The sequence below is a fragment of the Bacillus sp. Pc3 genome, from assembly GCF_000815145.1.
In the GTDB taxonomy this organism is placed as follows: domain Bacteria; phylum Bacillota; class Bacilli; order Bacillales; family Bacillaceae; genus Bacillus; species Bacillus velezensis.
In genome coordinates this window covers 3,801,983-3,814,571 of the sequence record NZ_CP010406.1, presented here as the reverse complement: position 1 = coordinate 3,814,571, position 12,589 = coordinate 3,801,983, and the positions used below count along the sequence as shown (strand labels likewise).

The window sequence follows — 12,589 nt, the reverse complement described above, 5'->3', positions numbered from 1 at the left end:
TCAGTCAGCGTAAAATGTGTCATATTTGGCGCGGGATTGAATGCAGGTTTCCGCGCGCTTCCGGTCATCATCAGTCTGGAAACTGATTCTGAGAATTCCGTTAATATCTTCTCTTGTTTCGATAATGCGGATGTTGGTGATACTGATTTTTTCTTCTGCCAATATCGCCGTAATTTCCGAAATGACCCCAGGATGATCGGGAACATCGACATAAAGGTCATAAAAGGACGGGATCGCTCCTTTTTGACGGAGCGGCAGACCGTCGCGATAATCTTTCGCTTTTTTAAAATATCCGAACAGGCTGTCCGCATCTTCATTTTCTACATAAGATTCGATCGTGTCAATCTCCCGTTTCCATTCTTTGAAGCGGTCAAGCAGTTTATCTTTGTTATGAAGAAGTATGTCCCTCCACATCGCCGGGCTGCTTGAGGCGATCCTGGTGATGTCCCGAAAACCGCCGGCTGCGAAACGTTTCAAAAACGGATAATCTTCTTCAGCATGATGAGCCTGATGTACGAGGCTTGCAGCAACGATATGAGGGAAATGGCTGATGACGCTCGTTACGCCGTCATGCTCCTCGGGGGTCATCTCCACAAAGTGGGCGTTTGCCGCTTTCAAGAGTTCCTTCAGATGCATTACTGACTCTTTAGAAGTTGATTTTCCGGGTGTTAAAATGTAAAACGCATTTTCGAATAAAAATTCTTTCGCGGCAGCGGCCCCGGATTTATGAGATCCCGCCATCGGATGACCGCCGACAAATTGATAGTGAGCCGGAAGCACTTTGTCGGCGTAGCTGACGACTTTCTGTTTCGTGCTGCTCACATCCGTAATCAGGAGTTCGTGGGTGATGTCTGATGAAGCCAGCACATCGAGCATTTTCAGCGTTTGGGCGACAGGCGTGGCGATAATGACAACAGACGCTTGCTGCACACCTTCCGTAAATGAGCCGGCCCGCTCGTCAATAATTCCGAGCTTCAGCGCGGCAGTGAGCTGTTCTTTCGAAATATCCACACCGATAATCCGTTTATGCGGATGCTCCTTTTTGATGGCCAATGCGATCGATCCGCCGATCAGCCCGATCCCCGCAAGCAATATAGTATCCTTCATTTCACTCATTTCCTTTTTCAACTATTTTAATAGAGCAAAGAGGTGATGCCTGATCACCTCTTATAATATTTCAGCTAAAATTGTGAGAATTTCCTCATTCTGCTCTTTCGTACCGACCGTAATCCTTAACGCTGTCGGAAATCCGAGCGCCTGTCCTGAGCGGACGATATATCCTTTTTCCAACAGGGCTTGGAACAGTTCATCCGCCGGGCGGTTAAAATCAATGAGCACAAAGTTGGTTTGTGAAGGATAACAAGTTAATCCGTGAGTTTCTGCAAAATCATAATACTGCTTAAGGCCTGCTTTATTTTTCTCGACGCATTCCTGAATAAATGTCTGGTCATCAAGCGCTGCCAGTGCCGAAGCCTGACCGATTCTGCTCGTATTGAACGGCTCTCTCGCCGGTTCAATCTGGCGGATCAGTGCTTCGTCCGCAATGCCGTATCCGACGCGCAGCGCGGCAAGTCCGTACGCTTTAGAGAAGGTGCGGAGGATCATAACATTCGGATATTGCTTTAAAAGCGGAATGCTTTCTGGGTAATCTTCCGCCGTAACATACTCGTAGTACGCTTCATCAAGTACAACGAGTATATGCTCGGGAACTCTGTTTAAAAAGGCAATTAGCTCTTGCTCAGAAGTATATGTCCCCGTCGGATTATTGGGGTTGCATACCCATATGACTTTCGTCCCGCCGTCAATTGCTTCCAGCATCCGGTCCAAATCATGAGCGCCGTCACTGCGGAGCGGCACCTCGCGCACCTCAGCGCCTTCAATCACCGCATTGTGTCTGTATTGCGGGAAAGTCGGGGCGGCGGTAATCGTGTTTGCTTGATCATTTAATAAAGAACGGCAGATAATCTGCACAAGCTCATCAGAGCCGTTGCCGAAAATGATCGAAGATTCACTGACCTGCAGATGCTCACTGAGCCGTGTTCTCAAAGCGGCACTGTAACCGTCGGGATACAGCGCAAGCTGCTCAATCTCCTGATGCAGCGCATCTTTAGCGGCCTGTGAACAGCCGAACGGATTTTCGTTAGAAGCGAGTTTTACTACTTTCTCAAGCCCGTATTCCATTTTCACTTCTTCTATTGGTTTGCCCGGCTGATACGGTTTCAGCTGCCGCAGCTGTTCTTTAATCTGCAAATCCAGTCACCTCATTTTACACTGTACAGTCGTCCGAACGTCTTTGCGTATTCTTCAAATTCAAGAAGCGCATCGGCTCTTGTGCCGGGATTCACAAGCTTTGTTTTAAGCTCTTCAACTTTTTTGACAAGCGCGCTGCCGACAACGACACCGTCAGATATTTCATTCATCCCGTCAACCTGTTTGCGGTTTGAAATGCCAAAACCGACCGCCACCGGAACAGGGCTGAATTCTTTCACCTTACGTATGAAAGAGTATACAGACGGGTCGAATTCGCTGCGTACGCCCGTCACTCCTAAAGAGGATACACAATACACAAAGCCGCAGGCCTGTTCAGTAATTATTTTCAAACGGTCTTCACTTGTCGGCGCAACCAGAGAGATATAAGCGATGTTCTCCTTTTTGCATGTCATTTGCAAAAGGGCGCTTTCCTCTAATGGAAGGTCGGGTACAAGCAGACCGTCTATGTCGTTTTCCCGCAGTAAAGCGAAAAAGTATTCTTTTTCTAATTGTAACACAGGATTATAATACGTAAAGAGGATAATTGGAATATGAACGCCGTTTTTTTTCATTTTGCCGCCAAGTTCAATGGCTTTTACGATATTCATTCCGTTTTCCAGAGCCCGTTTTGAAGCCCGTTGTATGACGGGTCCGTCCGCAAGCGGATCTGTGTAAGGAACGCCGATTTCAAGGGCAGAAGCGCCTGCATTCTGCAATGATATTGCCAGCTCAACAGAAATGTCAGGAAGCGGATCGCCAGCTGTAATAAAAGGGATAAATAATTTTTCAGAATCTCGCAGATTAAACATGTGTCTCCACCCCGTTTTCCAAAACATTCATCAGCGTATGAACGTCTTTATCTCCTCTTCCCGACAAACTGACGAGAATGATTTTGTCTTTATCCATGTCTTTTGCCATTTCAAACGCTTTTGCCAGGGCGTGGGCAGATTCAATAGCCGGAAGAATACCTTCTGTTTCAGAAAGCAGACGTAACGCGGCAATCGCTTCATCGTCTGTCACGCTTTCGTACGTTACACGGCCGCTTTTGTGCAGGTAGGCGTGCTCAGGACCGATCCCCGGGTAATCAAGGCCTGCTGAAATGGAATACGGTTCGATAATCTGCCCGTATTCATCTTGTATTAAATAGGTCATTGAACCGTGAATCACCCCGAGCGTCCCTTTTGCGATCGTTGCCGCATGCAGCGGCGTATCAATTCCTTTTCCGGCAGCCTCGGCGCCGATCAGCTCAATATCTTCGTCTAAAAAGGCCTGAAATATGCCCATCGCATTGCTTCCGCCGCCGACACATGCAACAACCTTGTCCGGGAGCGTTCCTTCAACCCGGCGGAGCTGTTCTTTCGCTTCCTCGCCGATGATTTTCTGAAATTCGCGAACGATATATGGATACGGGTGCGGCCCCACTACAGAACCGATAAGGTAGAAATGATCTTCACAATGCTGGACCCAATACCTGATCGCCTCATTCGTCGCATCTTTCAGCGTGCCGTTGCCGCTTGTGACCGGCACCACTTCCGCGCCGAGCAGTTTCATCCGGAATACGTTCAGCGACTGGCGTGCAACGTCTTCTTCACCCATAAAAACTGTACACTTAAAACCGAATTTTGCGGCGGCTGTCGCGGCAGCCACACCGTGCTGTCCCGCGCCGGTTTCGGCGATGATTTTCGTTTTGCCCATCTTTTTAGCAAGCAGAATCTGGCCTAACGCGTTGTTAATTTTATGAGAGCCGGTATGGTTTAAATCTTCTCTTTTCAGATAGATTTTCGCCCCTCCCAAATACTCTGACACCCTGTCTGCGAACGTTAATGCGGTCGGTCTTCCGGAGTAATCAAACAATAGCTTTTTATATTCGGCATGAAAAACGGGATCATTCTTTAATTCTTTGAAAGCCGTTTCGATTTCCTCAAGGGGCCGCATCAATGTTTCAGGGACAAATTTGCCGCCGAATTCGCCGTATCTTCCGATTTCATTTGGATATGGATACATAGTGGTTCATCCTTTCTTCTAAAAGCCGGATCAGTGTTTGATCCTTTTGTCCGTTTTTTTCAATTCCGCTGGCAAGATCTATACCGCACGGACGCGATCTCAGTAAGCCGGTAATCGTTTCAGGATTAACGCCGCCCGCAATAAAACAGCGCTTGTTTGCATTTTGAGCCTGCTTTCGGTACAAGGGGACACGAGCCCATGAAAACGCGATTCCCGTGCCGCCTCTCATTCCTTTTACTGAAGAATCAATGACATATCCGTCGACAGCAGGTGCAAATTGAGCCATCTGACGAAGCGTCCCTTCCCCGTGATGGAGCGCTTTCCATATCTCCGAGCGCACAAGCGGACGGAGACGGAGGGCATCCTCAGGCGATTCATCACCGTGAAGCTGGATGGCGTCAAGTGCCAGATCAGAGGCGATTTGCGCGATGTTTTCTATCGTTTCATTTACAAATACTCCGACATGTTTCTTGTCTGTCCGGACCTGCTCTTTCCATTTCCGGACCTCATCCGGCGTTACTCTCCGTTTGCTTGCGGCAAAAATAAATCCCAGATAATCCGCTCCTGAAGCTGCCGCAAGTTCGTAATCACGCTTCGATCGTATCCCGCAGTACTTTACCTCAGGCTTTTTCATATCATCACTCCCCGAACAGTCCGCGGATCGCCTTTTGCTGCGAATCCTCTCTCATTAAGGATTCTCCGACCAATACAGCCTGCGCCCCGTGCTTGTTGACGAATTGCAGGTCAGCCAAAGAACCGATGCCGCTTTCGCTGACCAGCAGGCAGCCGTCCGGTACAAGCTGCGCTATTTTTTCCGTTTGCGAAACAGAAGTACGGAACGTTTTTAAGTCCCGGTTGTTTATGCCGAGAATGTCCGGCTGAAACACTTGTAAAATCCGTTCAAGCACAGTTTCATCATGGATTTCAACGAGAACGTCCATGCCCTTCTCGCGGGCTTCCAGATAAAGCTCATGAAGCTCTGAAGGTTCCAGCGCTTCCCCGATCAGCAAAATGGCATCGGCGCCGATCCTGAACGATTCCTCCACCTGAAGGGAATCAATAATAAAATCTTTTCTCAGCACGGGAAGAGACACGGTTTGTTTAACATCTGTCAGAAATTGATTTCTCCCCTGAAAAAAACGGGTATCCGTGAGAACCGAAAGGGCGTCGGCTTTAGCCGCTTCATAATCCGCCGCAATCGTTTCCGGAACAAAATGCTCTTTAATCAATCCTTTAGACGGCGAAGCTTTTTTCACTTCGGCAATCAGCCCGATAAAACGGTTCGGGTTCAGGAGCGCTTCTTTAAAGGATCTCCGTTCAATTTGACAAGTTTCCGGCAGCACGATGGATTTGATTTCTTCTTTTTTCTGCTGAATGATTTGATCAAGCATACATTTCTTCCTCTTTCTGTTTCAGACGTTCGAGCTGCCTTTTGGCATCTCCGTTTTGAATCGCTTCTAAGGCGGTTTTCGTTCCTTCTTTCAGATCGTTTGCAAGACCTGCCGTATAAATGGCCGCGCCCGCATTTAAGGCGGTAATATGCAGAGCGGATGACGGAGCTTCATTTGCAAAAATATTCTGAATGAGGAGCGCGCTTTCTTCCGATGAACTCACTTGAATATCCTTTAGTGAACCTTCTGCAAAACCGAATTGTTCAGGTGAAACGGAATATTCCAGACGTTCACCGTTTTTCAGTTCAATAATATCGGTCGGTGCTGTGATGGACAGTTCATCTAATCCGTCACGGGCCGACACAAGCATGACGTGTCTGACATCAAATTGTTCCAACGCGCTTGCCATCAGGCGCGCTTTATCTAATGAATAGACGCCGATCACCTGCCGCTTCACCTGCAGCGGGTTGCTGAGCGGGCCCAGCAGATTAAATACGGTTCGGAAGCCAAGCTCTTTTCTTGCGGCGGCGACGTGCTTCATTGACGAATGAAACAGCGGCGCAAACAAAAACCCCATTTGTTTCATTTCAATGCTGCGTTGAACGCTTTCTGGAGTGGCTTGAATGGAAACCCCCAGCTTTTCCAGCACATCCGCGCTGCCGCTTTTAGACGAAACGGAGCGATTTCCGTGCTTGGCAACTTTAGCTCCGGCGGCAGAAGCTGTAATCGCCGCTGCCGTGGATATGTTAAACGTAGAAATCCCGTCTCCGCCTGTTCCGCACGTATCAACGACATCCGCCAAGCCACCTGATGTCTGTGCCCGCGCCCGCATCACTTTTACAAATCCGGCAAGCTCCTCCGCCGTTTCACCTCGGTGGGCTAATACCGATAAAATCCCGCCGATCTCAGACTGCGACATGTCCCCGTTCATCATCATCTCCATCAGCTTTTCGGCTTCTCCGGTTTTCAGCGTACGGCCATTAACGCACGATTGCAGAAATTTGTTCATCCGTCTTCTCCTCCCCGCCAGAAAAGATGTCTTCTGCAATTTGAATCGTTTTTAAAAGCGCCCCCGCTTTGTTACAGCTTTCTTCATATTCGGCTTCAGGGACGGAATCGGCGACTATTCCCGCACCCGCCTGCACCGACGCCATACCGTTTTTGACACTCATGGTGCGGATGGTAATACACGAATCAATTGACCCGTCAAATCCGATATAAGCGATACATCCGCCGTAGGTTTCTCTGGAAGTCGGTTCTAATTCATTTAAAAGCTGCATCGCGCGGATTTTCGGAGCGCCCGTGAGTGTTCCTGCCGGGAATGCCGACATCAGCGCGTCAACGGGATGGACGCCCTGCTTTAAACGGCCGGTTACAACAGAGATGATGTGCATCACATGTGAAAAAGAAACGACCTTTGTGAATTCCGGAACGGCTACGGAACCGTACTCCGCAACTCTGCCGATGTCATTGCGCGCAAGATCGACGAGCATGTAATGTTCAGCTTTTTCTTTTTCGTCATTCATCAGCTCTTTTTTCAGGCGTTCATCTTCTTTCGTTCCGGTGCCTCTTCTTCTCGTTCCGGCAATCGGATGAATTTCCAGGTGCCTGTCATGCACGCGGATCAGACGTTCAGGCGAACTCCCGACAATGTCTCTGTCAGGCAGTTTGATATAGTACATATAGGGTGAAGGATTGATGATGCGGAGCACCCTGTACAGCTCAAATGAATGTCTGGATACCGGAATGTCAAACTTTTGCGAAAGCACCCCTTGAAAAATGTCTCCCGCTTTTATATATTCTTTCAGTTTATTGACGCCGGCCATAAACTCTTCTTTCGTATAATTGGATGTCACAGCGGCAAAACTTGGCGTGTCAAACGTTTCTTTAGAAAAAAACGGCTCTTTCATATCTTTCGATTCTGTCAAAATACCGATAAGCTTACGAAGCTCCGCGCAATTTTCTTTAAAAACGGCCCGCTTTTCTTCCTCCGTCTCCCGGCCGTTAAGCGCCGCATATTGAATGAAATGCACTTGTTTCGTTTCGTGGTCGTACGCGATGATTTTCCGGCAGACAAACAGCATACATTTTTCGAAATCTGTTACTTTCGCGTGGCTTGGCACGGAAGGCTCAATCAAAGGAATCATGTCATAGCTCAGATAACCGACCGCCCCTCCCGAAAATGGGATATCAAGCTCGGGTGTTTTAATGCGAAAGCTCTCATTCATCCAGTCAAGCACGGCTTTTAATTCTCCGGCTTCAAACAGCGTATGCCCGTTTGGATCAGCGGCAGTGAATGTGTTATGACTCTCTTTAATGGTGATAAAAGGATCAAGGCCGATAAAAGAGTATCTCGACCAGCTTGACGACTCATCCTTGCTTTCTAAAAGATACGTAATGTTTCTGTCCAGTTTTTCAACCATCTGAATGGGTGTGATCGTGTCGACCGTAAAAGTCTCTGCGATTGGAATGGTGCGGTGTGTCAGACTGTCCTTTAAAAATAAAGAAACATCCGATTGTAAATTCATGATTCTCCTCCTTACGGTAAGGAGAATGAGATGAAGAGTGAGAGGAGTCTTGCGTATAAGAAATAAACCCAAAAGAAAGGCTTCTTTTGGGCAGAATAAAAACGTGTTTATCTCAGCTCAGCTAAACTCATTCTCTGCTACCCTATTCTAAACTCAACTGTTCAATGTCTTACTTACCAGCTCTATACACACTCTTGTGTATTTCTAAGCTTTGTTTATCGTATTACATGTCAGTATTTTTTGTCAATGATAAATCCGGCCTTAACACAACGGCTTTTTCTAAATAGACATGCTTGATTTCATCCTGAGGCGTATCCGTCTGAACCGTCATCAGGACACGGATACACTTTTGCAGAGCGCCGGTAACATCCATTTCCTGCATGCACGTCACCGGGACGTACTGCCACCCGGAAAGGCGGCGGACCGCTTTTGCCGGAAATACGGAATGGATATCAGGCGTGGCGGATAACAGGATCTGTACAACGTCTTCCGGCTTGCATCCATTTTGTTCAATGATTTTTTCAAGCAGCTGCTGTGTTTTTTCTAAAATTTCTTGTTCGGTGTCTTGTTCCACCGTTGTTGCTCCGCGAATGCCGCGTATCATCATGCTGTTTCCTCCATTCGCCATTTGTTCAGCAAATTTTCGAGCTCATCTTTTGAAAGCATGCAGTCCCGCGCTTCGCCTAATTCCTTTAACACGATGAACTGTGTCATGCCTCCGCGCGTTTTTTTATCATTCATCATCCGGGCGGAGAGAACCGGCGTTTCAATATCTTGTCTGATGCTTCCCGGGTAGCCGAGCCCAATCAGCCATTGTGTGAGTTCTTTCCTGTTCATCTTGCAACCCGCAACCTGTTCACTCACGTAAAGGGCAAACTGCATGCCGAGGGCGACCGCATCTCCATGTGTAATCCGTCCGTAGCCGTATTCCGCCTCAACGGCATGGCCGAGCGTATGGCCGAAATTCAGAAAAGCTCTTATCCCCTCTTCCTTTTCGTCCTCACGCACGACGGCCGATTTGATTGAAATTCCTTTATAAATCATTTCATTCAGCTCAGCGCTTGTCAGTCCTTGCAACGTGTCAAACGTGAGAAGTTTTTCTAAAAAAGCATGATCGGCGATAAACGCGTGTTTGATCACTTCAGCCATGCCCGATCTCAGCTCTTGTTCCGGCAGGGTTTTCAGTAGCTCCGTATCGTAAATCACCGCTTTCGGCTGATAAAACGCGCCGATTAAGTTCTTTCCGAGTTTATGGTTGACGGCCACCTTGCCGCCGACCGCGCTGTCATGGGCAAGCAGTGTCGTCGGCATTTGAATGAAATCAATTCCGCGCATAAAAGTTGCTGCGCAAAAGCCGGCCAAATCACCCGTCACGCCGCCTCCGAAGGCGATCATACATGAGGAGCGGTCCATATGGAAAGCGATCGCTTCCGTTTGAATCCGTTCATACTCTTTTAGAGACTTCGCTTCTTCTCCGCTTGGAACGATCACTTTTTTCACGGGCCATGTTTCGTTTAAAAGCCGGAACATCTCATCACCGTAAAGCCGGTCAACTTCAGCATCGATGATGAGAAGGATCTTTGTCAGCGGCCTGTTCAGTGAAGACAAAAGGGCAGCGGCCTGTTTCCTTATGCCTTCACCGATATACACGGGATATGCGGAGGAAGCTGTCCGAACCTCAAGCTCTTTCATCAGAATTCCCTCGATAGTTTTTTCATGTTTTCAACATTTTCTTTAATGCGGTCGATCTGGTCAAGCCCGAATTGTTCGACGACTGCATTTGCGATTTCCCAGGCCACTGCTGCTTCAGCCACTACACTTGCTGCCGGAACCGCGCAGCTGTCTGAACGTTCAATGCTCGCTGTAAACGGTTCTTTCGTTTCAATGTCGACGCTTTTCAGCGGCTTGTACAAAGTAGGGATCGGTTTCATAACGCCGCGGACGACAATCGGCATTCCCGTCGTCATACCGCCTTCTAATCCTCCGAGCCTGTTTGTGGCGCGTGTATAGCCTTTCTCTTCATCCCATACGATTTCATCATGAACTTCACTGCCGTTTTTGCCGGCCGCTTCAAAACCGATGCCGAACTCTACGCCTTTAAACGCGTTAATCGACAGAACGGCAGCAGCGAGCTTGCTGTCCAGCTTACGGTCATAGTGGACATAGCTTCCGACACCGACCGGCATACCTTCGACGATCACTTCAACGATTCCGCCGATCGAGTCGCCGTTTGCCTTCGCTTCATCAATGGCTGCCATCATTTGACGGCCTGCTTCTTCATCGTAGCATCTGACCGGTGATTCTTCCGTTACCCGTTTGAGATCCTCAATGGATGTGTAATCGGTTTTCTCTGCTTTTACGCTGCCGATTTGCAGGACATGCCCGGCGACTTTAATGCCAAGCTCCGCTAAAATCTTTTTAGCAACGGCTCCGGCAGCTACGCGAACCGTTGTCTCACGCGCGGAAGATCGTTCTAACACATTTCTCATATCACGGTGATTATACTTAATAGCACCGTTCAAATCTGCGTGCCCCGGTCTCGGTCTTGAAATCTGGCGTTTCATTTCACTTTCTTCTTCTTCTGTAATCGGTGCGGCGCCCATAATTTTTGTCCAGTGGGTCCAGTCTTTATTTTCTACAACGAGCGCGATCGGTGAACCGAGTGTCCGGGCATGCCGCACGCCGCTTGTGATCTTCGCTCTGTCCGTTTCAATCTGCATACGGCGTCCGCGGCCGTGCCCTTTTTGACGTCTGGCAAGCTCAAAATTAATGTCTTCTTCAGTTATATAAAGCCCCGCAGGCACACCTTCTATAATTGTCGTCAGCTGCGGACCGTGTGATTCTCCGGCTGTTAAGTATCTCATTTCTTTCTTCTCCCTTCATCGCATTAACGCTTTTAAGTAAAACTATACCACAAGTTTTCATTAAATGTCTTCTATCTTTTTTGATAAAAAAATGTATCAGTGCTCTCAAGGCCGAATTTTTCCGGGCTGAAAATTTGTTCTGTACTGCCGACAAACAGAATTCCGTTCTTTTTCAGACTGCCCGCCATTTTCACATACAGCTCTTCTTTTGCTTTTTCAGTAAAATAAATAAAGACGTTGCGGCAGACGATCAGATCAAAATCCTGTTCATAGCTGTCGGCAAGCAGGTTGTGCCGCTTAAACCGGATGTTTTTCTGAATTTCTTGTTTTACTTGATAACTGTTGTCAGCCTGCTTGGTGAAATAACGGCTTTTCACGGAAGCTGGCACCTCTTGCAGCGAGCGTTCCTGATAGATGCCCCGCTTAGCTTTGCTTAGCGCCTTTTCATCAATATCTGTCGCCAATATATCAAATCCGGCCAGTCCCGTCTGCTGATTGAGAATCATAGCCAAAGTATAGGGCTCCTCTCCCGTTGAACAGGCCGCACTCCATATTTTTAACGGTTTTTTATGCTTTATTAATGGGAGAATTGAGGTTTCAAGAACTTCCCACCGTTTATAATTTCGGTAAAATTCAGAAACATTGATCGTCATTCTGTCCAATGTTTCGTTTAATAAAAGCTTGTCCTTTTCCAAAGCGGCGGCAAATTCCTGAAAATCTCTGAACCCCTTCTTTTCATAAAGGGACGTCAGCCGCCTTTTCATCTGTGCTTCTTTGTATAAAGATAAATCAACGCCGGTTATTTGTTTCCACTTGGTGATAAAAATGTCGTAAGGCTCCATTGCTTCTCTCCCAATCTCGCTGTCTTTTGTCCTAGTATAGCCTGTTTTCTTTCTAATTTGTACGATTTCAATAAAAAAATCAGCCCGCGGGCTGATTTGTGAGAAATGAAAAGACAGGGCAGCGCAGCCTCTGTCTTTCTTAAAATATGTAAACCTTTTCATAACAAGAGAAAAAGAAAGGCTGACGGCTTAGTACACCCAGTCGGCCATTAATTTTTGATACGGTACAAGCTCTTCCTGTTTGAAGAAAATGTCAATTTCCCGCTCAGCGCTTTCTAAGGAGTCTGAACCGTGAATGATATTTTTGCCGACAAACATGCCGTAGTCACCGCGGATCGTGCCCGGCAGTGCATCTTTCGGGTTCGTTTTTCCGATCAGCTGTCTTGTGATCTCTACTACATTTTCCCCTTCCCATACCATTGCAAATACGGGTCCTGATGTAATGAATTCCACAAGCTCGCTGAAAAACGGCTTCCCTTTATGTTCAGCATAATGGTTTTCAGCCATCTGTTCTGAAACTTGCATTAGCTTGGCTCCTGCCAATTGTAAGCCCTTACGCTCAAATCTGGATAAAATCTCTCCGATTAGCTGGCGCTGTACGCCGTCCGGTTTTACCATGATAAAAGTTTTTTCCATAAGATTCTCCACCCCATCATTATGTATAGGCTTTCAAGTTGCACACCGAAATCGTAACATCTTTCTGACAATTA

13 protein-coding genes are annotated in these 12,589 nt (G+C 47.5%); all 13 read right to left on the bottom strand.

The genetic code is table 11. The features are described 5' to 3' along the window. Positions 1–1,116 (bottom strand): prephenate dehydrogenase, encoded by a 1,116-nt coding sequence (locus SB24_RS18330; protein ID WP_039255079.1) that lies wholly within the window; start codon positions 1,114–1,116, stop codon positions 1–3. 51 nt (positions 1,117–1,167) lie between these two features. Further along, positions 1,168–2,250 (bottom strand): histidinol-phosphate transaminase, encoded by a 1,083-nt coding sequence (gene hisC, locus SB24_RS18325; RefSeq protein ID WP_039254705.1) that lies wholly within the window; start codon positions 2,248–2,250, stop codon positions 1,168–1,170. Between the two features lie 11 nt (positions 2,251–2,261). Further along, the gene (gene trpA, locus SB24_RS18320; RefSeq protein ID WP_007409464.1) at positions 2,262–3,059 is read right to left on the bottom strand and encodes a tryptophan synthase subunit alpha; all 798 of its coding nucleotides are present in this window, start codon (positions 3,057–3,059) and stop codon (positions 2,262–2,264) included. Further along, on the bottom strand, positions 3,052–4,254 hold the full coding sequence (trpB, locus tag SB24_RS18315) for a tryptophan synthase subunit beta (RefSeq protein ID WP_020954213.1): 1,203 nt from the start codon (positions 4,252–4,254) through the stop codon (positions 3,052–3,054). The genes trpA and trpB overlap by 8 nt, the downstream gene beginning before the upstream one ends. Beyond that, a complete protein-coding gene (locus SB24_RS18310) occupies positions 4,235–4,888 on the bottom strand; it encodes a phosphoribosylanthranilate isomerase (protein WP_015417721.1) in 654 nt (217 codons plus the stop codon). The genes trpB and SB24_RS18310 overlap by 20 nt, the downstream gene beginning before the upstream one ends. Positions 4,889–4,892: 4 nt before the next feature. Then, complete coding sequence (gene trpC / locus SB24_RS18305) at positions 4,893–5,645, bottom strand: indole-3-glycerol phosphate synthase TrpC (RefSeq protein WP_015417722.1); 753 nt, start codon at positions 5,643–5,645, stop codon at positions 4,893–4,895. Then, the gene (gene trpD, locus SB24_RS18300) at positions 5,638–6,654 is read right to left on the bottom strand and encodes an anthranilate phosphoribosyltransferase (protein ID WP_031378983.1); all 1,017 of its coding nucleotides are present in this window, start codon (positions 6,652–6,654) and stop codon (positions 5,638–5,640) included. Before trpD ends, trpC begins: the two co-directional genes overlap by 8 nt. Next, positions 6,626–8,173, bottom strand: a complete 1,548-nt coding sequence (trpE, locus tag SB24_RS18295) for an anthranilate synthase component I (RefSeq protein WP_031378982.1) — start codon at positions 8,171–8,173, stop codon at positions 6,626–6,628. The genes trpD and trpE overlap by 29 nt, the downstream gene beginning before the upstream one ends. Positions 8,174–8,396: 223 nt before the next feature. Continuing rightward, the gene (gene aroH, locus SB24_RS18290; protein ID WP_003153463.1) at positions 8,397–8,780 is read right to left on the bottom strand and encodes a chorismate mutase; all 384 of its coding nucleotides are present in this window, start codon (positions 8,778–8,780) and stop codon (positions 8,397–8,399) included. Beyond that, positions 8,777–9,865 carry a 3-dehydroquinate synthase gene (gene aroB / locus SB24_RS18285; protein ID WP_015417725.1) on the bottom strand — a complete coding sequence of 363 codons (1,089 nt, stop codon included), beginning with the start codon at positions 9,863–9,865 and terminating at the stop codon, positions 8,777–8,779. Before aroB ends, aroH begins: the two co-directional genes overlap by 4 nt. Then, complete coding sequence (gene aroC / locus SB24_RS18280) at positions 9,865–11,037, bottom strand: chorismate synthase (RefSeq protein WP_003153459.1); 1,173 nt, start codon at positions 11,035–11,037, stop codon at positions 9,865–9,867. Before aroC ends, aroB begins: the two co-directional genes overlap by 1 nt. Before the next feature lie 71 nt (positions 11,038–11,108). Further along, positions 11,109–11,879: a protein-glutamate O-methyltransferase gene (locus SB24_RS18275; RefSeq protein WP_015417726.1), complete on the bottom strand. Its 771-nt coding sequence runs from the start codon at positions 11,877–11,879 to the stop codon at positions 11,109–11,111. A 189-nt stretch (positions 11,880–12,068) separates the two neighbouring features. Next, positions 12,069–12,515: a nucleoside-diphosphate kinase gene (ndk, locus tag SB24_RS18270; RefSeq protein ID WP_015417727.1), complete on the bottom strand. Its 447-nt coding sequence runs from the start codon at positions 12,513–12,515 to the stop codon at positions 12,069–12,071. Between the last annotated feature and the right edge of the window lie 74 nt (positions 12,516–12,589).

Coding starts and splice junctions, on each gene's coding strand:
- aroB (WP_015417725.1), bottom strand. CDS start 9,865: ATGAAAGAGCTTGAGGTTCGGACAGCTTCCTCCGCATATCCCGTGTAT.
- trpC (WP_015417722.1), bottom strand. CDS start 5,645: ATGCTTGATCAAATCATTCAGCAGAAAAAAGAAGAAATCAAATCCATC.
- ndk (WP_015417727.1), bottom strand. CDS start 12,515: ATGGAAAAAACTTTTATCATGGTAAAACCGGACGGCGTACAGCGCCAG.
- SB24_RS18310 (WP_015417721.1), bottom strand. CDS start 4,888: ATGAAAAAGCCTGAGGTAAAGTACTGCGGGATACGATCGAAGCGTGAT.
- SB24_RS18330 (WP_039255079.1), bottom strand. CDS start 1,116: ATGAGTGAAATGAAGGATACTATATTGCTTGCGGGGATCGGGCTGATC.
- SB24_RS18275 (WP_015417726.1), bottom strand. CDS start 11,879: ATGGAGCCTTACGACATTTTTATCACCAAGTGGAAACAAATAACCGGC.
- trpE (WP_031378982.1), bottom strand. CDS start 8,173: ATGAATTTACAATCGGATGTTTCTTTATTTTTAAAGGACAGTCTGACA.
- trpD (WP_031378983.1), bottom strand. CDS start 6,654: ATGAACAAATTTCTGCAATCGTGCGTTAATGGCCGTACGCTGAAAACC.
- trpA (WP_007409464.1), bottom strand. CDS start 3,059: ATGTTTAATCTGCGAGATTCTGAAAAATTATTTATCCCTTTTATTACA.
- aroH (WP_003153463.1), bottom strand. CDS start 8,780: ATGATGATACGCGGCATTCGCGGAGCAACAACGGTGGAACAAGACACC.
- aroC (WP_003153459.1), bottom strand. CDS start 11,037: ATGAGATACTTAACAGCCGGAGAATCACACGGTCCGCAGCTGACGACA.
- trpB (WP_020954213.1), bottom strand. CDS start 4,254: ATGTATCCATATCCAAATGAAATCGGAAGATACGGCGAATTCGGCGGC.